Below are 21404 nucleotides of genomic sequence, written 5' to 3' on the forward strand. Positions count from 1 at the left end.
TCAGTCCAGCACGAACGGCGCGAGGGACCGGAAGACCTCCAGCTCGGTGTCGTACCACCGGCGCATCCGACCGAGCGGGGTCATGCCCAGCCGCCGGCACACCGCCAGCGACGCCTCGTTGCCCGGCCGCACCACCGCGTAGACCTCGGGCAGCCCGAGGCCGAACGCCCGGTCCACGACGGCACGGGCCGCCTCGGTGGCACGACCCTGCCCCCAGGAGTCCGGGTGCAGGTGCCAGCCCACCTCGACCTCGCCGATCCCGTCCGGCAGCGGCCGCAGCAGCACCGTGCCGGCCACCACGCCGTCGGCACGCTCGACCGCCCAGCAGCCGTTGCGCTCGTCCAGCTGGTGCACCAGCGCCCAGCGGGCCACCAGCTCGGGCATCGTGAGCGTCGGCGGGCCACCGATCCAGCGGGTGACCTCGTCCCGGCTGTAGATGTCCACCATCCGGATCAGGTCCGCCGGTGACGTCGTCCACGGCCGCAGCAGCAGGCGCTCGGTGCGCAGCACGCACCCCGGGCGCGGGGTGGGCACCGAGGACGTCACCCGGTCTGCCTAACCGACCGGGCCGCCCCGCGCCACCTCCGCGGCCGCGGAGGTGGCGTGGTCAGACGGTGAGGTCCGCGGCGGAGGCGGTGCGGGAGGCCACCGCCCGGGCCACGGCACGCTCCTCGGCGGCCACCGGGTCGACGTCCCGCTGGGCCCACCACGCCTGCCCGGACGGCGGCAGCGAGGCGATCGGGTCGTAGTAGACGTAGCGGCGGTCCAGCGCGTCGGAGTCGGTGCGCTCGATGCCGGTGCGGTAGTTCTTCGTCCAGTAGCTGATGCCGAGCTCGCGGTCGTACTCGGCCACCTGGTGCACCCAGCGCTTGCCGACGTAGGGCACGTCGCAGACGATCCGCGGGGTGGCGAAGCCCGGCAGGTAGCCCATGATGTCGTGCTGCAGCGTCTGGGCCTGCGCCAGCGGCACCCGCCAGTGCTCCGCGCTGGGGATCATGTCGCACATGTAGAAGTAGTAGGGCGTGACGGAAGCACCGTCGAGCAGGGCGAAGCACAGGTCCAGCAGCTGCCCTGCGGTGTCGTTGACGCCACGCAGCAGCACGCCCTGGTTGCGCACGTCCCGCACGCCGACGGCGAGCATCGCCCGCGCGGCCTCGGCCACCAGCGGGGTCACCGACTGGGCGGCGTTGACGTGGGTGTGCACGGCGAGGGACACCCCGCGGGCCCGCGCGGTCTCGGCCAGCCGGCCCATGCCCTCGACCACGTCGGGCTGCAGCCAGTGCTGCGGCAGGCCCATCAGCGCCTTGGACGCCAGCCGGATGTCGCGCACCGACTCGACCTCCAGCAGCCCGGCGACGAACGCCTCCAGGCTGCGGAACGGCAGGTTGGCGACGTCGCCGCCGGACACCACGACGTCCCGGACGCCGGGGGTGCGGCGCAAGTAGGCCAGCATCTCGCCCTGCCGGTCGACCGGCTTCAGCTCGAACTTCAGCTTGGCGACCGCCGGCGTGGAGTTGCCGACCAGGTCCATCCGCGTGCAGTGCCCGCAGTACTGGGGGCAGGTGGGCAGCAGCTCGGCCAGCACCTTGGTGGGGTAGCGGTGGGTGAGGCCCTCCACGGCCCACATCTCGTGCTCGTGCAGGGAGTCCCGGGCCGCGTAGGGGTGGCTGGCGGCAGCGCCGGGCAGCCGGTCGGAGGTCACCGGGAGCATGTACCGGCGCACCGGGTCGGCCAGCACGGCCGCGGTGTTCGGCACGGCGTCCGGCACGATCGTGTTGAGCATCTGCGGCGGCAGCAGCAGCGACATGGTGGCCCGCCCGGCCTGATCGGCCTCGACGTCGGCGTAGAACGACTCGTCCAGCAGGTCGCCGTACACCCCGCGCAGCTGTCGAAGGTTCTTGACACAGTGGGCGCGCTGCCACTGGGCGCTGCGCCACTGCTCGTCGGTGACGTCGGCGAAGCCGGGCAGGCGCCGCCAGTCGGGCTCCACCAGTGGGCGGGCGGTGTACTCGTACGGCTGCTCCAGCACGCAGTGCCTCCTCGTGGCGCTCCTCAGGCCCCGGCGAGCCAGACGTGAGAGGACGATACGGGAGGATGTTCGGTCTTTGAGCCACAACGCGCTACTTTCTCCACCTCACGAGCGAACACAGCGAGAGGAACGACGGTGCAGCTGACCGAACGGCAACGGGCGCTCGGGGTGCACCGGGTGCTCGAGCCGGCCGGGGTGCTGCCCCAGGCCGCCTGGCGGCTGGACACCTCCCCGGACCTGCACCCCGACGAGGTGCGCATCTCGGTACAGCGGCTGAACCTCGACGCCGCGTCGTTCCGCCAGCTCTCGGAGGAGCACGGCGGGGACGGCGACGCCGTGCGCGCCGCGGTCGCCGGGATCGTGGCCACCCGGGGGAAGATGCACAACCCGGTCACCGGCTCCGGGGGCATGCTCATCGGCGTCGTCGACGCGGTGGGCGACGACTCGCCGCTCGGGCTGGAGGTGGGCCAGCCGGTGGCCACCCTGGTGTCGCTGACCCTGACCCCGCTGGAGCTGACCGACGGGCTGGCGCGCTGGGACGGACGCTCGGAGCAGGTGCCCACCGCCGGTCACGCCGTCCTGTTCGCCCGGTCGCTGGCCGCCGTGCTGCCCGAGGACCTGCCGCAGGAGACGGCACTCGCCCTGCTGGACGTCTGCGGCGCCCCGGCTGCCACCGAGCGGGTGGTGGCGAGCTCGGGCCGGCGGCCGTCGGTGGCGGTGCTCGGCGCCGCCGGCAAGTCCGGCTGCCTGAGCCTGGCCGCGGCCCGGGACGCCCGGGCCGGTCACCTGATGGGCGTGGTGCGCACCGAGCAGGAGGCCGCTGCGCTGCGTGCGGCGGGCCTGGCCGACGACGTGGTGGTGGCCGACGCCACCGACCCGCTGGCCGTCGCCGAGGCCGTCGGCCGGCCGGTCGACGTCACGGTCGTCTGCGTGGACGCCGCGGGCGCCGAGCACGGCGCGGTGCTCGCCACCGCCGACGGTGGCACGGTGGTCTTCTTCTCCATGGCCACGTCGTTCTCCGCGGCCGCGCTGGGCGCCGAGGGCATGGCAGCCGACGTCACCATGCTGATCGGCAACGGCTACACCCCCGGGCACGCGGCCCTGGCCCTGGACCTCTACCGGACGACGCCGGGCGTGCGGGCGCTGATCGACCCCCGGGTGCACCGCTCGTGAGCCTGCTGCTCACCGGCGTCACCGTGGGCGACGCCCGGGGCCGGGCCGTGCACGTCGACGGCGGCCGGATCCGCTGGGTCGGCCCGGCGGCCGACGCGCCGGCCGCCGACCGGGTCCTGGACGGCGAGGGCGCACTGCTGACCCCGGCGTTCGTCGACGCGCACGTGCACGCGACCGCCACCGGGCTGGCCCTGACCGGTCTCGACCTGCACTCGAGCGTGAGCCTGCCGGCCGCGGTGGCCGCGGTGCGGGCGCACGTCGACCGGGAGCCGGCCGGCGTGGTGCTGGGCACCGGCTGGGAGGAGACGTCCTGGCCGGAGGGCCGCGGGCTGACCCGGGCCGACCTGGACGCCGTGGTCGGCGACCGGCCGGTGTACCTGGCCAGGGTCGACGTGCACTCGGCGACGGTGTCCACCGCGCTGCTCGACCGGGTCCCCGGCGTCACCGACCTGCCCGGCTACGCCGCGAACGGGCAGCTGCGCCTGGACGCCCACCACGCCGTGCGGCAGGCCGCCTTCGCCCTGGTGGACCCGCTGCAGCGCCGTCGGGCCCAGCAGGCCACCCTGATGGCGGCCGCCGGCCTGGGCATCGGGTCGCTGCACGAGATGGCCGGCCCTGAGGTGTCCGGGCTGGACGACCTGACCGACCTGCTCGCGCTGGCCGCCGAGCAGCCGGGTCCCCGGGTCAGCGGCTACTGGGGCGAGCTGGCCGAGCGGGGTGGGCTGGACGTCGTCCGGCGGCTGGGGCTGGCCGGCGCCGGCGGCGACCTGTTCTGCGACGGTGCGTTCGGCTCGCACACCGCCGCGCTGTCCGCGCCGTACACCGACCGGCCGGGCACCCGCGGGGTGCTGCGCTTCGAGACCGCCCAGCTGGTGCACCACCTGCGGGCGTGCACCGCCGCCGGGGTGCAGGCCGGGTTCCACTGCATCGGCGACGCCGCAGTCGACCAGGTGCTCGAGGCCGCCGGGGTGGTGGTGGCGGAGCTGGGCGTGGCCGCCGTGCGCGCCTGCCGGCACCGGCTGGAGCACGTGGAGATGGTCGGCCCGGCCGCGATCGAACGGATGCACGCCTGGGGCATGGTCGCCAGCGTGCAACCGGCCTTCGACGCGGCCTGGGGCGGCGCGGCCGGCATGTACGCCGACCGGCTGGGCCCGGAGCGGGCGGCGGCGTGCAACCCGCTGGCCGACCTGTCCGACGCCGAGGTGCCGCTGGCGCTGGGCAGCGACGCCCCGGTCACCCCGATGGACCCGTGGGCCGGTGTGCACGCCGCCGTCGACCACCGCACCGCCGGCTGCGGCCTGCGCCCCTTCGACGCCTACGACGCCGCCACCCACGGCGGCTGGTACGCCGTCCGCCAGGAGCACGCCCAGGGTCCGCTCGCCGTCGGCGCACCGGCCGACCTGGCGCTCTGGCAGACCACCGACACCCTGTCGACCGTGCTGGCCGACCGTGCCCGCCCCATCTGCCGCGCGCTGCTGGTCGCCGGCCACGAGATCGGAGCCCGCCCATGACGCGCACCCACGACCCCGCTCCCTGTACCGGGAGCGCGGTGCTTTCTGTACAGAAGGCGGAGAGGGGGCGGTGGTGAGCACTCGTCTCGACCTCGACCCGAGGTTGACGGTCACGGCACGGGAGCTCGCCGCCCGGGCCGCCCAACCGGTGATCGACCTGGCCACCCGGCACACCACCGTGTCGGTGGAGCGGGCCGTGCTGCGGCTGGCCGGGCTGGCCGGCACCGACCCGGTCGCCGGCGAGGGCGACATCCCGTGGGTCAACCGGGTGGTCGACACCGTCCGCGAGCAGGTCGGCCTGGAGCACGGCGTCGCGCTGCCGGTGTGGCACGCGATCACCTCCGGGGCCGCCCACGACCTGGACGACGTCGCCGAACAGGTGGGTGCTGGCACCGCCCGGTTCACCGTGCCCGAGGGCACCGCTGCCGAGCAGGCCCGGGCCGCCGCCCGGGCGGCGAGCGCGCGCGGCATCGCCCGGATCGACGCCAACCGGGCCCGCCGCGACGAGCTGGTGGCGCTGCACGGCGACCCGCCCCGCCGGCCGTGGATCTACCTGATCGTGGCCACCGGGGACATCTACGAGGACATCCCGCAGGCCCAGGCCGCTGCCCGGGCCGGTGCCGACGTGATCGCGGTGATCCGCTCCACCGGCCAGTCGCTGCTGGACTACGTGCCCGAGGGCGCCACCCGCACCGGGTACGCCGGCACCTATGCCACGGGGGAGAACTTCCGGCTCATGCGGGCCGCGCTGGACGACGTGAGCGCCGAGCTGGGCCGGTACGTGCGGCTCACGAACTACGCCAGCGGACTGTGCATGCCCGAGATCGCCGTGCTGGCCGGGCAGGAGCGGCTGGACATGATGCTCAACGACGCCATGTACGGGATCCTCTTCCGCGACATCAACCCGGTGCGCACCTTCGTCGACCAGCGGTTCAGCCGGATGGTGCACGCCCGCGCCGGCATCATCATCAACACCGGCGAGGACAACTACCTCACCACCGCCGACGCCGTCGACGAGGCGCACACCGTCACCGTCAGCCAGCTGCTCAACGAGCGGTTCGCCCACGAGGCCGGGCTCGCGGACTGGCAGATCGGCCTGGGCCACGCCTTCGAGATCCAGCCCGACCTGCCGGAGAGCTTCCGGTTGGAGCTCGCCCACGCGATGCTCGCCCGCTCGCTGTTCCCCGACGCCCCGCTCAAGTGGATGCCGCCCACCAAGCACATGACCGGCGACGTGTTCCGCGGGTACCTGCTGGACGGCTTCTTCAACCTGGCCGGGCTGCTCACCGACCAGAGCATCCTGCTGGTCGGGATGATGACCGAGGCCGTGGTCACGCCGTGGCTGTCCGACCGGGACCTGGCGCTGCGCAACGTCCGCTACGTGCTGGACGCCGCCGGGGGCCTGTCGGAGGACTTCTCCCCGCCACCGGGCGGGTTCATCGACCGACGCGCCCACACCGTGCTCACCGAGGCGGTGACGCTGCTGGAGCGGATCGTCCAGGACGGCCTGCTGGAGTCCATCGCCGCCGGCACGTTCGGCATCACCAAGCGCCCGGCCGACCGCGGCAAGGGCCTGGACGGCGTCGCGCGGATCGCGGCCGACCACTACAACCCGGCGCTGGACGTGCTGACGGAGAAGGCAGATGACTGACGAGCCCACCGTCGTCCGGCCGTACGGCGACACCACCGGGGACGGCATGGTGCAGACCTCGTTCACGCTGCCCGTGCCGCCGGGGCCGCGGGCCGAGGGCGCCGCGCTGCAGCTGGCCGCCAAGATGGGCATCGAGCCGGCGATGGTGGTGCACAGCCACGGCATCGGTGCCGGGTTCACGTTCTTCGTGGTCTACGGCAGCGTGCGCCACCTGGTCGACCTGGCCGAGGTGCACGTGGAGGAGCGGGCCTACCCGCTGCTCAGCCCCAGCGAGGTCAACGCCGCGGTCAAGACCGGCCTGCACCGCAAGCTGGTGGTGCTGGGGGCGTGCATCGGCACCGACGCGCACACCGTCGGCATCGACGCGATCCTCAACCTCAAGGGCTTCGCCGGGGAGAAGGGCCTGGAGTACTACCGGGAGCTGGCGGTGGAGAACATGGGCGCCCAGGTGACCGTGCCGGAGCTGGTCGCCCGGGCCCGCGCCCAGCGGGCCGACGCCGTCCTGGTGTCCCAGGTGGTCACCCAGAAGGACGCCCACCTGCGCAACACCCGGGAGATGGCCGGGGCCTTCCGCGAGGCCATGGGGGAGCAGCGCCCGCTGCTGATCGTCGGCGGCCCGCGCTTCGACCCGCAGATGGCCGCCGAGCTCGGCGTGGACAAGGTCTTCGGCCGGGGCACCACGCCCGGGGAGGTGGCCAGCTACCTGGTCGCCGCGCTCACCCCCGCCCCGACCCCCGCCCCGACCCCGGAGACCACCTCCACCGACGCCGCCCAGGAGGTGCCCGCGTGACCGCCCACGTCGGCCTGACCGTGACCCACCGCCGCTACGTCCCGTACGCCCACGCGCACTACGGTGGCTCGCTCGTCGACGGCGCCTACACCCTGGGCCTGTTCGGCGACGTCGCCACCGAGGTGGCCATCCGCGGGGACGGCGACGAGGGCCTGCTCGCCGGCTACTCCGAGGTGTCCTTCCTGGGGCCGGTGCAGGCCGGTGACGTGCTGGAGGCCTCCTGCGAGGTGGTACGGGTGGGCCGCCGCAGCCGCGAGCTGCGCTGCTGGGCCGACGTGGTGGCCCGGGCCGAGCCGGAGCGGGGCCCGTCGGCGGCCCGGGTGCTGGCCGAGCCGCTGCGCGTGGTGACCGCGGTGGCCACGCTCGTCGTCCCGGGCGCGCCCGAACAGGTCACAGTTCGATAACGGGCTGTCGCAGGGGGCGCTCAGCCGTGTTCGTGCTGCGACGGCATCTCTAGGGTCGGCTCGTCCGACCGGGGTCCCTGGCCGAGGTGACTCCACGGCCGACCACGCATCACCAGACAACGGGACGACCGACCGCATCCGGCGGGCGGTGTCCCGGCCCGAAGGTGCGTGGCCGGCCCTGGGCGCCCGGCCGCTGCCGCCCAGGTCCGGGTGGGATGCTGGTCGTCGTCCGCTGCCCGAGCAGCGGGCCGGACCGCCCGCCCGAGGGCCGGCTCCGCAGCCCGGGTCGGTGGAGCGGAGGACATGGTGGCTGCGCCCCCGACGGTGGTCGAGGACCCGACGCCGGTCGACGGCACGCCGGTACTGCCGACCCGTGTCCGCCGCCCGCTCTGGCGCACCGCCGTGGCCGCGCTCGGCGGGCTCGCGCTGTTCCTGGCCTTCCCCGAGCACTCGCTGCTGCCCCTGGCCGTGGTCGGGCCGGCGGCGCTGGCCGTGGCCGTGCGCGGGGAGCGGCTGCGCTCGGGCCTGTGGCTCGGACTGGTCTTCGGCCTGGCGTTCCTGCTGCCGCTGCTGTCCTGGACCGGCATCTACGTCGGCGCCTTCCCCTGGCTGGCGCTGTCGGTCTACCAGTCGCTGTTCTTCGCCGTGCTCGGCGGTGGGCTGGCCGTGGTGTCCCGGTCGCGCTGGTGGCCGCTCTGGGGTGCGGCGGTGTGGGTGGCCGACGAGGCCGTGCGCTCGCGCTGGATCCTGGGCGGCTTCCCGTGGGGCAGGCTCGGGCTGAGCCAGACCGAGGGCCCGTTCCTCTCCCTGGCCGCCTACGGCGGTGTGCCGCTGGTGTCCTTCGCGATCGCGCTCACCGGCGGGCTGCTCGCCGCGGCCGTCGTGGCGCTGACCGGTGCTCGCCGCTGGACCGCACCGCACGGCGCCGGCGGCCGGGATGCGCTGCGCGGTGCGGCTCTCGCGCTCGCCGGGGTGGTCGCCGTCCCGGCGCTGGGCGCGCTGGCCTGGCTGCCGCTGGCCGGCCCGTCGCTCACCGAGGGCGGGCCGACCTCGACGGTCGCCGTCATCCAGGGCAACGTGCCGCGCGCCGGGCTGGACTTCAACGCCCAGCGGCGCGCGGTGCTGGACAACCACGTGTCCACCACCCTGGAGCTGGCCGACGCGGTGTCCCGCGGTGAGGCCGCCCAGCCGGACATGGTGATCTGGCCGGAGAACAGCTCCGACATCGACCCGTACCAGAACAGCGACGCCGCCGCCGCCATCACCCGGGCGGCCGAGGCCATCGGGGCGCCGGTCCTGGTGGGCGCGGTCGTCGAGGGCCCGGGCCGGTTCATCTCCAACACCGGCATCGTGTGGGACCCGGTGACCGGCCCCGGCCAGACCTACGTCAAGCGGCACCCGGTGCCGCTGGCCGAGTACATCCCGGCGCGGTCGTTCTTCCGGTTCTTCAGCGACAAGGTCGACCTGGTCACCCGTGACTTCACGAAGGGCACCCGGGTGGGAACGTTGGAGATGGCCGGCCGGCAGATCGGCGACGTCATCTGCTTCGAGGTCGTCTACGACGGGCTGGTCTCCGACGTCGTGGACGCCGGCGCCGGGATGATCGTGGTGCAGACCAACAACGCCACGTTCGGCTACACCGACGAGAGCGCGCAGCAGCTGGCGATGAGCCGCGTGCGGGCCGTCGAGTACGGCCGCACCGTGGTCGTGGCCGCCACCAGCGGCATCAGCGCCGTGGTGGCCCCGGACGGGTCGGTGGCCCGCCAGTCCGAGCTGTTCACCTCCGACGTCTTCGTGGAGGACATCGCCCAGCGCGACCAGCGCACGGTGGCCGAGCGGCTGGACGCCTGGCCGGAGTACCTGCTCACCGCGCTGGGTCTGGGCGCCCTGCTGGTCCCGGCCGTCCGCCGGCGCCGCCGCACACCCGCCGGGCCGGACGGCGGGGGAGCCGTCCCGGCCTGACCGGGGCTCACAGCGACCTCCCAGCCCCGGCCTGGAGCAGAACGCTGTGCTCGTGCGTTGTGCAGGGCGGGTACCCGCAGCAGCGGGCGACCGAGCGCGGCCCGGCAGGCGGGTCGCCGGGCCGCCGGCCGGCGCGGGACCGTGGAGGAGCACGACATGGCAACGCCGCTGGGTTCGACTGCGGTCGGCCGACCCGCCCGGGCCGGCCGGCTGAGGCCCCTGCTCGGGTTGTACGCGCTGGCCGAGGTCGTGGTGTTCGTGCTGGTGGCCAGCCAGATCGGCGTCGGGTGGACGATCCTGCTCAGCCTGGGCACCAGCGTGCTCGGCTGGGTGCTGCTGGCCCGGCAGGGCAGCCGGGTGCTGCGCGACCTGCAGGAGCGGGCCCGCACCCGCCGGCCGGCCGCCGACGCGCTCGGCAACGCCGGCCTGGTCGCCGCCGGCGGCGGCCTGATGGTGCTGCCGGGCTTCATCGGCGACGTGCTCGGGCTGCTGTGCCTGCTGCCGGGTACGCGGGCGATCGCCCGCACGCTCATCGCGCGGGTGTTCGCCGCGCGGGTGCTCTCGCACCTGCCGGACCGGGCCGCCGGGCCGGTGCACGTGACCAGCACCCGCACCGGTGAGGTGTTCGGCGCCTCGGGGCACCGGGCCGCGCCGTCGGTCATCGAGGGCGAGGTCGTGGGCGGCGAGCCCGGCCGCTGACGGCGGGCTCCGCACACCTCGGAGCGCGGCTCACCGAGCAGCACAGGACGACGAAGGCCCCGGCAGGATCACCTGCCGGGGCCTTCGTGGACTCCGTGGGGGAGGGAGATGCCTTCCGTCAGCTGGCGCGGGTGCGCCGGCCGCGGAGAACCTCGAGGCGCTCGGCCAGGACCTCCTCGAGGTCCTCGACGGAGCGACGCTCGAGCAGCATGTCCCAGTGGGTGCGCGGGGGCTTGACCTTCTTGGGGGCCGGCTCCGCACCCCCGACGAGCTTCGCGGGGGCACCGTCGTACTTGCACTCCCACGTGTCCGGGAGCTCCGCGTCGTCGGCGAAGGGCACGGTCACGACGTGCCCCTGGGGGCACCGGTACTCGGCGTACTGCCGCTCGATCGGCGCGGTGTTGCGCTCGGTCTCGTAGCTCACGCTGCCCAGTCGGCTTCCACGTAGGGATCGCTCGCCCATGGCACACCGTCCTCTCGTGCTGATGAAAGTTCTATGGTCGTCGTCCAGTGCCCGGCACCGCGGTGGGTGACGAGGTGGAGTCAGATGGGACAACGACAGATGACCGGTGGAGATTCCGTCGCACCGGCCACCCATCATCGCATGGGGTCAGAATTCGTGTCACACCTACCCCGGACGGGTGGTGCCCACGCCTGCCCTGCGGGCTCAACCGAGGGCCAGCTGCCCCGGCCCGGTGGGGGTGGGGCCCAGCTGCCCGCGGGCGTGGTGCCGCCGGCACAGCACCTGGTAGTGCACCGGCCCGTCCTCGGCGGCCCCGCTGGGGGCGGTGTCGGCGACCACGACGGTGGCGCCCTCGCGCACCAGCGAGCCCTCCACGACGCGCCCGTTGAGCAGCGCCGGGAGACCGCACCAGCAGAGCACCTGCACCTGCACGCGCTGCACCTCGTCGGCGAGCTCCAGCAGCCGCTGGGTGCCGGTGAACAGCCGGGTGCGGAAGTCGGTGGTGAGCCCGAACGCGTAGACGTCGACGTGCGAGTCGTCGACCAGCTCGGCCAGCTGCTCCACCTGGGTGCCGGTGAGGAACTGCGCCTCGTCCACGATGAGGTAGTCGACGCGGTGGCCCTGCGCCCAGCGCTCGCGCACGATCAGCCGCAGGTCGGTGTCGCTGCCGAACTCCCGTGCCTCGCGCACCAGCCCGACCCGGCTGCTGATCTGCGGCGCGGCGGACCGGTCGCCCTGGGTGAGCAGCAACCCGTGCCGGCCCTGCCGGCTCTGGTTGTGGTCGACCTGCAGGGCCAGCGTGGACTTGCCGCAGTCCATCGGGCCGTGGAAGAACACCAGGTGCGCCGGGGCCGGGTGCCGGCGCCGGTCCCCGGCGACCGGGACGGCGTTCGGCCCACCGGGCCCGGTCACCTGCGGTGGGCTCACAGCCGCACCGGCGGGGTGTTGCCCGCCTCCACGATCGCCCGGCGCAGGTCCAGGCGGGCCAGCATGACGCCACCGACGACGAAGAAGAACACCAGGCTGAAGATGGCATACCGGTAGGAGTCGGTCAGCTGGTAGGTCAGCGCGAACAGGAACGGGCCCAGCCAGCTGGTGCCGCGGTCGCTGATCTCGTAGAGCCCGAAGTACTCCGCCTCCCGCCCCGGCGGGATGAGCTGGCTGAACATCGACCGGCACAGCGCCTGGGTGCCGCCGAGCACGAACCCGATCAGCACGGCCAGGGCGTAGAACTGCACCGAGGCGCCGGCGGTGAGCGAGTAGGCGATGAGCAGCACCGCCGTCCACACCACCAGCGCCCCCAGGACGGTGCGCTTGGCGCCCACGCGCACCGCGATGCGCCCCATGGCCGTCGCCCCGAAGAAGGCCACCACCTGCACCAGCAGGATCGCCGACACCAGCGTGGTCTGGGACAGCTCGAGCTCCTCGGAGCCGTACTGCGCCGACACCCCGATCACCGTCTGGACGCCGTCGTTGAACAGCAGGTAGGCGACCAGGAACCACAGCGTCAGCTTCCGCCCGCGCAGGTCCCGCAGCGTGGCGCCCAGCTGCCCGAAGCTGGCCTGCAGCACGCCGGCCCGCTCGCTGCCCGACACCGCGGGTGCCCGGTTGCGCAGCAGCGTCACGCTGACCACGGTGAACCCGGCCCACCAGATGCCGGCCGACGCCAGGCAGATGCGCACCGCCTCGGCGTCGCTGAGCCCGAAGCCCTCGGCGCCGGTGAACAGCACCAGGTTCCCGGCCAGCAGCAGCGCGCCACCCAGGTAGCCCAGCGCCCAGCCGCGGCTGGAGACGGCGTCCCGCTCGTCGGGGTCGGCCAGGTCGGGCAGCCAGGAGTAGTACACGACCGTGGCGGCGCCGAAGCAGAGGTTGGCCACGACGAACAGGCCCGCCCCGAGCAGGTAGCGCTGGTCGGCGACGAAGAACAGCCCCATCGTGCACAGCGAGCCGAGGGCGGCGAAACCGGCGAGCAGCTGCCGCTTGCGCCCGGTGTGGTCGGCCAGGGCACCGGTCAGCGGCAGCACCACCACCTGCAGCAGCACCGACAGCGACAGCACGTAGCCGAAGAAGCTGCCGGTCGGGATGCCGATGCCCAGCGGGTACACCCGGCCGTCGGCGTCCGCGGCGCTCTCGGCGATCTCGGTGAGGTACGGGGCCAGGAAGACGGTGGTGACGCTGGTGTTGAACACCGACATCGCCCAGTCGTAGGAGTACCAGCCGAACCGCTCACGACGCCGGGCGGCACCCGCGTCGTCGACGTCGGGCCGGCCCGTCCCGGGTGGGGCTGCTGTCACCGGCGCAGCGTCCCAGCCGGGCCGGCACCGGTCCAGTCGCACCGCGGTGCGCGGTCGGCCCGGTTCACGGGACGTCGTCCGGGACGACGCCGCCGGGGTGCGCCGCGACCCCGGTGGTGGGCCGGGTGGGGTCCAGATAGGCGGGCCGGCCCAGCTCACCGGGGCGCAGCGTCGCCAGACCCCGGGTCAGGGCGGCGGCGATCCGGGCGCGGGCCCGGTGCGCGTCGCCCCGCCGGTCGAGCCGCAGCCCGGCCAGGTCCACGGGCGGGCCGATGTGCACCCGCAGGGCCGGACGCCGCCGGACGGCACTGAGCGCGGTGCGCAGCTTGCCCCAGTCGTTGGCGTACTGCAGCACCTCGTGGGCGCCCCACTGGCTGACCGGCAGCACCGGCACGCCGACCTCGAGGGCCAGTCGCGCCAGCCCGGAGCGACCGAGCTCCGGCCAGCCGTCCGGGGCCAGGCCCACGCGCCCCTCGGGGTAGGCCAGCACCTGACCACCGTGGGCCAGGGCGACCGCGGTGACCTCGGTGGCGAGGGTCGCGTCCCGGGTGCCCCGGTCGACCCGGATGTGCCCGGCGCGCTCCAGGGCCGGGCCGACCAGCGGGGTGCGCATGATCCCGCCCGTGACCAGGAACCGGGGGACCAGCCCGGCCTTGGCCAGGGCGATCGCCAGCACGAACATGTCGAAGTCGCCGATGTGGTTGGCCGCGATCAACACCGGGCCGCGGCGCAGCTCCGGCGCTACCGAGCCGGTGACCTCCAGCCGGCCGAACACGGTCACCAGGCGCCAGCAGCGCCGGATCAGGAAGGTCCACACCCACCACGGGGGCCCGGTGGCGACGGCCAGCTCCCGGGCGAACCAGGCCGGGTGCTCCGGTGTCACCCGGTCGGCCAGGTACGCGGGCAGGGGAGGGAACGACGGCGTCCAGCCGGTGACCGCCCGCCGCAGCCTGCTCAGCGGGGATCCCACTGGCCACGCTCCCGGAGCACGTCGCGCAGCATGGCGGGCCGGTCGGTCATGATGCCGTCCACGCCCAGGTCGAGCAGGTCGCGCACCTCCTGCGGGTCGTCGACGGTCCACACGTGCACCTGCAGCCCGCGGGCGTGCGCGGTGGTCAGGAAGCGCTCGTCGACCAGGGCGCGGCCGCGCACGGTCCACGGCACCTGCGCGCAACCGGCCCCGAACCGGGCCAGCCCGGCCGCACCCGGGGACCAGGAGGACAGCCGCAGGGCGGCCACCCCCCGGGGGCCCATCGAGGTGCACACCCGGCCGCCGAACACGGCGCGGACGGCACTGATCCGGGCGTCGCTGAAGGACGCCAGCACCACCCGGTCCTCCATGCCCATCCGGCGGATCAGCCGCACCAGCGGGCTCACGGTGGCCGCGGACTTCATGTCCAGGTTGAAGCAGACGTCGGGCCAGGCGGCGAAGAGGTCCTCCAGGCGCACCAGCGGTTCGCGCCCGCCGATCCGGGCGTCGGCGATCTCGGCCCAGCGCAGCTGGTCCACCCGCCCGGGCCGATCGGTGACCCGCGCCAGGTCCGCGTCGTGGAAGGCCAGCAGGACGTCGTCGGCGGTGACCCGCACGTCGGTCTCCAGGTACCGGTACCCGAGCTCGACGCACGACGTGAACGCCGAGGCGGTGTTCTCCAGGTGCTCGATGGCACCGCCGCGGTGCGCGAGGGCCAACGGCACCGGCGAGTCCAGGACGGGGAACCGCGAGCCGGGCACCCCGACACGCTAACCGCGGTGACCGGGCGGGGTGCAGGCGACGTCCGCGCGGGGTGGGGGAGACGCGTCGGTCAGGTGGGACCTGCGGGCCGTGGTGGCGGGCGAGTCCGCCGACGACTGTCACCGGTGAGCGCTAGCCTCCCGACCGTGACCGCAACGCAGGACGCCGCACTGGCTGACACCACCGCTCCGGCCGGGGCACCCGACAGCACGCCTGCGTCCGGCCGGCGGTGCGGCTGGTGCCGCTCGCTGCTCGCCGTCCAGGAGTCGGTGGGGCGGCCGCGGTTGTACTGCGGCCAAGCCTGCCGCCAGCGCGCCTACGAGCAGCGGGCGGCGACGGCGAAGGCCGGGTTGTCCGCCGACGTGGTGCTGGTGACGCGCGCGGAGCTCGACGGGCTGCAGGACCGGCTGTACCAGCTGCGCTGCGCCATCGAGGACGTGCAGACCCTGCTCGCCGAGAAGCCGACCAAGGCCGAGCTGGAGCAGTCGCTGGCCGACCTGGTGCGGTCCACTGGCCGGCTCGACCGGCTGTGGCTGACCGGGCGCGCCGCCGGCTGATGGCCCCGGCGCACCCGGCCGACCGTCGTTGCGTCAGGGTGACGGAACCTGGTCGGGTCAGCCGCCCGGGATGCTCTCGGTGTCGGAGTCGTCCTGGTCGTTGTCGCCACTGTCGCCCTGGTTGTTCCTGCCGCCCTGCTCGACGCTGCCCGGGTCGTTGCCCGAGGTCTGGTCGCCCGAGTCGTCCGTCGTCCCGTCGTTGCGGTCCTGGCCGGCCGGGTCGCCGCAGGCGGTCAGCGAGGCACTGCCACCGAGGAGTGCCAGTGCGGTGAGGAGAGCTGCCATCGGACGTCGGATCTGCATGCTCTTGACACTAAGCAGGTCCTCGTGCTTCTGCAGGGTGATCTTCCGTCCGGCGATGCTTTCGTCAGTGTGACGTAACCCGGTGTTGGCGGGCGTAACGGGGAAGGGGTGGTCTCGCACGGTCTGGGCGCGACAGCGGCTCCCGGGTGATCGGTCGCCGGGGATGGCCCGTGGTGGTCGACCGTCTCGATCGGGGTGACCGTGATGATCAACTTCTCGATCGGGATGGTCGGCCGAGCGGGGTGCCCGGTAGGTGACGTCCAGTGCCGGGCGGACCGGTGCGCCACCTCGCCGACGGGAGGCCAGGTTCGCGTCGGCGGGCGACGGAGGACCACGGGGCACGCTGATGCGTGAGATGGTGCGACCCGTGGTGGCGTCCAGTCGGCGGGTCGACGACCGTCGCCGACCTGCCACGAGCATGTCGTCAGCCTGTCCGGCGATGTCCGCTGTCCGCCGATAATCGACATTATGTCAAGTCGCGGTGATCCGACCCCGCCCCCGACGCCTGGAGCCCACCCGATGCAGCGGTACCTGATCTCCTTCCCCGACGGCGCGATGGACCACGTCTCCGAGGACGACCTGCCCGACGTCAGCCGTGCCACGCGCGCCGTGGTCCATCAGGCCAAGGACGCCGGCGTCTGGGTGTTCGGAGCCGGCCTGCCGCGCCAGCGGGCCACCGTCGTCGCCACGGACGGGACGAGCACCGACGGCCCGCCCCCGGAGACCGCGACCGCCCTCGGCGGGTTCTCGATCATCGAGGTGTCCTCGCGCGCCGAGGCGCTGGACTGGGCCGCTCGGATCGCCGCGGGCTGCCGGTGCGCCCAGGAGGTCCGGGAGATCTTCTACGACCCGGAGTCCTGAGCCCTCGAGGACGGGCCAGGCCGCGAACCGGGACGACCCCGTCCGTCCTGCCTGCTCAGGCGGCCCAGGTGTCGTCGGCGAGCCGGTGCTCCACCTGCTGGCGCCAGGAGGCGATCACCTGGGGTGCGGGCAGGCCGGAGAACGCGGTGAGCCGCTCGGCCATCGCGATCGACACGTCGGCCAGCACCACCATGGCGGGCTCGGCGTCGTCCCCGGCACCGAGGTCGCGGGCGATGGAGCTGGCCTCGGCCAGGTCCTCCAGGGCGGTGTACAGCAGGGTGAGCACCGCGGGCACCACCGGCTGCGCCGCCGGCACCGGCTCGACGTGCAGCCCGCCCAGGACCCGGCTCGCCGGGCACTGACCGATCACGCTGGCCTGCCGGACCGACAGGTTCGTCACGGCGAAGACGCCCAGCACGCCGAGGCCCGCGTACTCGACGGTCAGCTCGTCGAGGACCTCGGTGAACACCTCGTACTCGTCCCGCTGTCGAGCGGTGACCAGGTCCAGTGCCGTGCGGTACAGAGCGGGGCTGTGTCTCGTCACGCCGACCTCCGTGGGGCCAGTCCGGGGACTCCTGTGCTCACCTCATCGGCAGTCCAGGGCGATGTCCATACCCCCCGACGGTTCTTCCCTACCACTGCTCGTCACACAGAACAGAACCGACACGACCAGCTCGCCAAGATGGCCATTGTGGCGGGCTGGTCGCGTCGGTTCTGAGTCTCGACGCGCGCCCGAGCTGGGTGCCCGAGCTGGGTGCCTGGTGCTGGGAGCCTGATGCTCTCGGGCGCTCGGGGCGCGCTCCCCCGACGTCTCTGCGGCGCTCGTGCTGTCGACATGTCGACGGGGTCGTGCCTTCGTCGGGTTCCGTCACTGACGAAGTCAGGCGCCTTTGAAGTCGTGCTGTCGCCAGGCCTCGTACGCCGCGACGGCCGCGGCGTTGGAGAGGTTCAGCGACCGCCGTCCGGGCAGCATCGGCAGCCGCACCCGCTCGGTCACCCGGGGGTCCGCGAGCACCTCGGCGGGCAGCCCGGTCGGCTCCGGGCCGAACAGCAACACGTCCCCCACCTGGTAGGACACGTCGGTGTGCCGCACCCGGGCCGACGCCGTGAAGGCGAACACCCGGGCGTCCGGCAGGGCCGACCAGCACTGCGCCAAGCACTCGTGCACCGTGACCGAGGCCAAGTCGTGGTAGTCCAGTCCGGCCCGGCGCAGTTTCGCGTCGGACAGGTCGAAGCCCAGCGGGCCGATCAGGTGCAGCTCGGCGCCGGTGGCCGCGACCAGCCGGATCGCGTTGCCGGTGTTGGGTGGGATGCGGGGCTCGAGGAAAGCGATCCGGAACACCGGCTCAGTGTGCCGTCCCGCCGGCTCCGGATCCGGCGCCAGGGCCGTCACCGTGACCCGTGGCAGGTCGCAGTAGTCGGCAGGTCAACGCCGGTCGGTGGCCCGCTGAGCTGCGGAATCGCCGTGCGGGACGTGCGCCACAGGACCGTCGTGCGCCCGGGGAGCGCCGCCGGGCCCCGGCGCCACGACGTCGGCGGACGCTCCGGCCCGCTCCCAGGCGGCGCGGATGTTGGCGTGCGCGTCCGGGGCCAGGAAGGCGTAGCGGCTCACCATCGCCGTCGAGCTGTGCCCCAGCGCCTGGGCGATGTCCCACAGCGGGACGCCGTCCTGCACCAGCCAGGAGGCGAAGGTGTGCCGGGTGACATAGGGCCGCACGTGCTCGATGCCCGCCCGCTGCAGCGCCGGCCGCCACACGTACCGGGAGTAGTTGGACTGCTCGATCCGCCCGCCGCGGGGTGCGGGGAACGCCGGCGCGTCGGCCGGGCGGTCGGCCACCAGGGGCCACAGCAGGGCCAGCGCATCCGGGTGCACCGGCACCGACCGCCGGGACAGGTCTGTCTTCGGGTAGGGCCGCAGCCCGAACGGCGTGGTCACCTGGCCGACCCGGATCAGCCCGCGCTCGAAGTCGACCGCACCGACGTCCAGGCCGGCGAGTTCCCCGGAGCGCAGCCCGCTGTGGCACGCCACGGCCACCAGGGCCCGCCAGCGCTCGCCGTGCGGCTGGCCGTCGAAGGCGAGCAGCAGCCGCTGGTACTCCTCCCGGGACAGCCAGCGCGGCGCCGGCAGCTCGGCCTTGGGCAGCTCGATCTTCTGGCACGGGGTGGTGGGCAGCAGCCCCTCCAGGACGGCGTCGGCCATCAGCTTGGCGAACACCATGTACGCCGACTGGACGGCGTGCGCGCCGGTGCCGGCCGACTGCAGGGACTTCACCCAGGCCTGCACGTCGATGCGCCCGATGGAGCGCAGCGGCCAGCTGCCCCAGTACGGCAGCACGGTGCGCCGCAGCCGCAGCACCTGCTGGTACTCGGTGGTGCGGGCCACGGTGCGGGCGGGCGCCCACTGCTCGTGCCACTGGGCCACGGTGGTCTGCCGGCCGCGCTCGGAGCGGATCTCGCCGTGCCGGAAGGCCACCTCGGTCTCCGCGGCCCAGGCGGTCACCACCCGCTTGAGCACGTCGGTCTTGGTCACCTTCCGGCCCGAGGGGTGCCGGACGGTGGCCTGCCACTTCCCCGAGGGCAGCTTCCTGATGTAGGCCACGACGTCCACGCTAGTGGCCCGGCGGGCTCCCGGCCGGGCCGGTGGACGGCGTGCCGCGGGGTGATCGACACCTCATTGCTTGCACGACACAACCAGTGTGTCTACGGTCGATGACATCACCCGCTGACCCCCTGGAGCTGGGCATGAGCACCACCACCGCGCTGCGTCCGCAGCCGGAGACCCTGGACGGGAGCACCTGGCGCGGCCGCGCGCTGACCCCGGTGCTGGTCTACGTCGGCATGCTGGTCGCCGTCGTCAGCAGCCTGGGGTCGCCGCTGATCCCGACCATCGCCTCCGACTACGGCGTCTCCCTGGGGGACGCACAGTGGACGCTGACGGTCACCCTGCTCGTGGGGGCCCTCGTCTCCCCCGTCGTCGGCCGGCTCGGCGACGGCCCGCAGCGCCGCGGCGTGCTGCTGGGTGCGCTGGCCGTGGTCGTGGCGGGCAGCGTGCTCGCCGCCGTCCCGGGTCTGCCGTTCGCCGCGCTGGTCACCGGGCGCGGGCTGCAGGGTGTCGGGCTGGCCCTGCTGCCGCTGGCGATGAGCATCGCGCGGGACCACCTGGACCCCGACCGGTCGCGCAGCACGCTGGCCACGCTGTCGGTCACCACGGTCATCGGGGTGGGGCTGGGCTACCCGATCACCGGCCTGATCGCCGAGCACCTGAGCTTCCACGCCGGGTTCTGGCTGGCCGCCGGCCTCGGCGTGCTCGCCATCGCCCTGGTGGCCGTCGTGGTGCCGCGCAGCGAGCACCAGGCCGCGCTGCCCTTCGACGGCGCCGGCGCGGTGCTGCTCGGCCTGGGTGTGGCCGGGCTGGTGCTGACCATCAGCGAGGGCGAGGAATGGGGCTGGACCAGCCCCGGGCTGCTGGCCCTCGGTGCCGCGGCGGTGCTGTTCCTCAGCGTGTGCACCTGGTTCGAGCTGCGCGCCGCGCACCCGATCGTCGAGCTGCGGCAGATGCGCGACCGCACCGTGCTCACCGCCAACGTGACCGGGGCGCTGGCCGGGGTCGGCATGTACATGCTCATGTCGATGGTGATCCGCTACGTGCAGACGCCGACCTCGGTGAGCTACGGGCTCGGCGCGTCGGTCGTGGTCAGCGGCCTGGTGCTGCTGCCGATGTCGGCCGCCAGCTTCTCAGCCAGCCGGCTGGCCACGTACCTGGGCCGCTTCATGGCGCCCTCCCGCATCCTGCCGATCGGCGCGCTGCTGTTCGCCGCGGCGCTGACCGTGTTCGCCACCGGCCGGGGCAGCCTGTGGCAGATCTGCCTCGTCATGGCCATCGGCGGGCTGGGCATCGGGTGCTCGTTCTCGGTGCTGCCCCGGCTGATCGTCAGCACCGTGCCCGCCGACGCCACCAGCAGCGCGCTGGCGCTGAACCAGGTGCTGCGCACCGTCGGGTTCGCCGTCGGCAGCGCCCTGTCGGCCACGGTGCTCACCGCGCACACCCCGGCCGCCTCGCCCTACCCCGGCGACGCCGGGTACACCGTCGGCGCGCTGGTGGCGATCGGGTTGTGCCTGTTCACTGCCCTGGTCAGCGTGGTCCTGCAGGCGCGCAGCCCGCGCACCGACGGGCAGGACGCGCTGCTGGTGCAGGAGAACATGGACGCCGCGCTGGCCGGCGCGCTGACCGCCGAGCCCGACGAGGACGACGTCGACGCCGCCGGCCGGCACAGCGCCGGCCGCGCCCTGGGCCGGCACCACCCGGACGGCCGGCACCGCGTGGTGCAGCGGGCCAGCACTGCCGGGGTGTTCCACGTCCAGGTGCCCGACGCCGAGCTGAGCCTGCGATGACCACCGGCACCACCACCCGCCGGCACGACTCGGCGGTGAGCCGGGCCCGGCTGCTGGAGGCCGCCGACGAGCTGTTCTCCGAGCGGGGCTTCGAGCGCACCACCGTGCGGGACATCGGGGCCCGGGCCGGGGTGGACCCGGCGCTGATCGCCCGGTACTACGGCAGCAAGGCCGAGCTGTACCTCGCCGCGCTGCGCCGCGGGGGCCGGCCCGCGCCCCCGGCGGCCGATCGGGTCGACCTGGAGGCGGTGCTGACCCGGCTGCTCACCCGGGGGCCGAGCCCGACCCTGTGGGCGGTGGTGCGCCGGCACGAGGACCCCGACCTGCAGGCCGCGGCCATGGAGGTGCTGCAGGCCCGCGTGCTGGACGCGGTGCAGCGCACCGCCGAGGTGGCCGGCCTGGAGCTGCCGCGGCTGCGCGCCGAGCTGGTCACCGCCGCGCTGGTCGGGATCGTGCTCAGCCGCACCGCCGGCGCCCTGGGTGAGCTCACCGCCGCCGACCAGGCCGTGGTGGCCCGGCTGGGCGCCCAGCTGCTGGGCAGCGTGCTGGGCGGCTGACCCGGGCCGGTCAGGTCCCGGGCCGG

Annotated in this window: 22 protein-coding genes; 11 read left to right on the top strand and 11 right to left on the bottom strand. The window is 74.2% G+C overall.

From position 1 onward, the window contains the following. Together G1H19_RS12070 and G1H19_RS12075 are read right to left on the bottom strand one after the other, a co-directional pair. Entirely contained in the window at positions 1–546 is a 546-nt protein-coding gene (locus G1H19_RS12070) for a GNAT family N-acetyltransferase (RefSeq protein ID WP_235927842.1), read from the bottom strand. Between the two features lie 61 nt (positions 547–607). Then, positions 608–2029, bottom strand: a complete 1422-nt coding sequence (locus G1H19_RS12075; RefSeq protein ID WP_162392136.1) for a KamA family radical SAM protein — start codon at positions 2027–2029, stop codon at positions 608–610. Between the two features lie 135 nt (positions 2030–2164). Between G1H19_RS12075 and kdd the strand changes: the two genes are divergently transcribed. The 7 genes from kdd to G1H19_RS12110 all read left to right on the top strand — a co-directional run bounded on the left by kdd (position 2165) and on the right by G1H19_RS12110 (position 10219). Then, entirely contained in the window at positions 2165–3202 is a 1038-nt protein-coding gene (gene kdd, locus G1H19_RS12080) for an L-erythro-3,5-diaminohexanoate dehydrogenase (protein ID WP_235927841.1), read from the top strand. After that, positions 3199–4713, top strand: coding sequence for an amidohydrolase (locus G1H19_RS12085; RefSeq protein WP_162392135.1), 1515 nt, complete (start codon positions 3199–3201; stop codon positions 4711–4713). The genes kdd and G1H19_RS12085 overlap by 4 nt, the downstream gene beginning before the upstream one ends. 73 nt (positions 4714–4786) lie before the next feature. Beyond that, positions 4787–6364: a lysine 5,6-aminomutase subunit alpha gene (gene kamD / locus G1H19_RS12090; protein WP_162392134.1), complete on the top strand. Its 1578-nt coding sequence runs from the start codon at positions 4787–4789 to the stop codon at positions 6362–6364. After that, positions 6357–7154: a lysine 5,6-aminomutase subunit beta gene (gene kamE / locus G1H19_RS12095; RefSeq protein ID WP_152731120.1), complete on the top strand. Its 798-nt coding sequence runs from the start codon at positions 6357–6359 to the stop codon at positions 7152–7154. Before kamD ends, kamE begins: the two co-directional genes overlap by 8 nt. Beyond that, positions 7151–7558 (top strand): 3-aminobutyryl-CoA ammonia lyase, encoded by a 408-nt coding sequence (gene kal / locus G1H19_RS12100; RefSeq protein WP_174278058.1) that lies wholly within the window; start codon positions 7151–7153, stop codon positions 7556–7558. Before kamE ends, kal begins: the two co-directional genes overlap by 4 nt. Before the next feature lie 303 nt (positions 7559–7861). Further along, positions 7862–9520, top strand: a complete 1659-nt coding sequence (lnt, locus tag G1H19_RS12105; protein ID WP_152731121.1) for an apolipoprotein N-acyltransferase — start codon at positions 7862–7864, stop codon at positions 9518–9520. Between the two features lie 156 nt (positions 9521–9676). Beyond that, positions 9677–10219, top strand: a complete 543-nt coding sequence (locus G1H19_RS12110; RefSeq protein ID WP_152731122.1) for an FxsA family protein — start codon at positions 9677–9679, stop codon at positions 10217–10219. A gap of 118 nt (positions 10220–10337) precedes the next feature. Here the strand turns inward: G1H19_RS12110 and G1H19_RS12115 are convergent, their stop codons facing one another. The 5 genes from G1H19_RS12115 to G1H19_RS12135 all read right to left on the bottom strand — a co-directional run bounded on the left by G1H19_RS12115 (position 10338) and on the right by G1H19_RS12135 (position 14707). Beyond that, a complete protein-coding gene (locus G1H19_RS12115) occupies positions 10338–10682 on the bottom strand; it encodes an RNA polymerase-binding protein RbpA (RefSeq protein ID WP_152731123.1) in 345 nt (114 codons plus the stop codon). Between the two features lie 204 nt (positions 10683–10886). Further along, complete coding sequence (locus G1H19_RS12120; RefSeq protein WP_162392133.1) at positions 10887–11609, bottom strand: thymidine kinase; 723 nt, start codon at positions 11607–11609, stop codon at positions 10887–10889. Further along, entirely contained in the window at positions 11606–12976 is a 1371-nt protein-coding gene (locus G1H19_RS12125; RefSeq protein WP_162392132.1) for an MFS transporter, read from the bottom strand. The genes G1H19_RS12120 and G1H19_RS12125 overlap by 4 nt, the downstream gene beginning before the upstream one ends. Positions 12977–13040: 64 nt before the next feature. After that, positions 13041–13946: a lysophospholipid acyltransferase family protein gene (locus G1H19_RS12130; RefSeq protein WP_235927840.1), complete on the bottom strand. Its 906-nt coding sequence runs from the start codon at positions 13944–13946 to the stop codon at positions 13041–13043. Next, complete coding sequence (locus G1H19_RS12135) at positions 13931–14707, bottom strand: glycerophosphodiester phosphodiesterase (protein ID WP_162392131.1); 777 nt, start codon at positions 14705–14707, stop codon at positions 13931–13933. Before G1H19_RS12135 ends, G1H19_RS12130 begins: the two co-directional genes overlap by 16 nt. 147 nt (positions 14708–14854) lie before the next feature. Between G1H19_RS12135 and G1H19_RS12140 the strand changes: the two genes are divergently transcribed. After that, entirely contained in the window at positions 14855–15265 is a 411-nt protein-coding gene (locus G1H19_RS12140; protein ID WP_235910064.1) for a hypothetical protein, read from the top strand. 57 nt (positions 15266–15322) lie between these two features. Here G1H19_RS12140 and G1H19_RS12145 read toward each other — a convergent pair whose 3' ends face one another. After that, positions 15323–15568, bottom strand: coding sequence for a hypothetical protein (locus G1H19_RS12145; RefSeq protein ID WP_152731124.1), 246 nt, complete (start codon positions 15566–15568; stop codon positions 15323–15325). A gap of 519 nt (positions 15569–16087) precedes the next feature. Between G1H19_RS12145 and G1H19_RS12150 the strand changes: the two genes are divergently transcribed. After that, positions 16088–16429, top strand: coding sequence for a YciI family protein (locus tag G1H19_RS12150; protein WP_152731125.1), 342 nt, complete (start codon positions 16088–16090; stop codon positions 16427–16429). Positions 16430–16484: 55 nt separating this feature from the next. Here the strand turns inward: G1H19_RS12150 and G1H19_RS12155 are convergent, their stop codons facing one another. From G1H19_RS12155 to G1H19_RS12165, 3 genes are all read right to left on the bottom strand, one after another. After that, positions 16485–16973: a hypothetical protein gene (locus tag G1H19_RS12155; protein ID WP_152731126.1), complete on the bottom strand. Its 489-nt coding sequence runs from the start codon at positions 16971–16973 to the stop codon at positions 16485–16487. Between the two features lie 336 nt (positions 16974–17309). Then, positions 17310–17771, bottom strand: a complete 462-nt coding sequence (locus tag G1H19_RS12160; RefSeq protein WP_162392130.1) for a tRNA (cytidine(34)-2'-O)-methyltransferase — start codon at positions 17769–17771, stop codon at positions 17310–17312. An 84-nt stretch (positions 17772–17855) separates the two neighbouring features. After that, the gene (locus G1H19_RS12165) at positions 17856–19028 is read right to left on the bottom strand and encodes a tyrosine-type recombinase/integrase (RefSeq protein ID WP_152731127.1); all 1173 of its coding nucleotides are present in this window, start codon (positions 19026–19028) and stop codon (positions 17856–17858) included. Between the two features lie 143 nt (positions 19029–19171). On the opposite strand from G1H19_RS12165, the gene G1H19_RS12170 reads away from it, so the two are divergent. Both G1H19_RS12170 and G1H19_RS12175 read left to right on the top strand, forming a co-directional pair. Beyond that, entirely contained in the window at positions 19172–20821 is a 1650-nt protein-coding gene (locus tag G1H19_RS12170; RefSeq protein WP_162392129.1) for an MFS transporter, read from the top strand. After that, positions 20818–21378: a TetR/AcrR family transcriptional regulator gene (locus tag G1H19_RS12175; protein ID WP_202925705.1), complete on the top strand. Its 561-nt coding sequence runs from the start codon at positions 20818–20820 to the stop codon at positions 21376–21378. The genes G1H19_RS12170 and G1H19_RS12175 overlap by 4 nt, the downstream gene beginning before the upstream one ends. Positions 21379–21404: the final 26 nt, after the last annotated feature.

Source organism: Goekera deserti, from assembly GCF_010685995.1.
GTDB lineage: Bacteria > Actinomycetota > Actinomycetes > Mycobacteriales > Geodermatophilaceae > Goekera > Goekera deserti.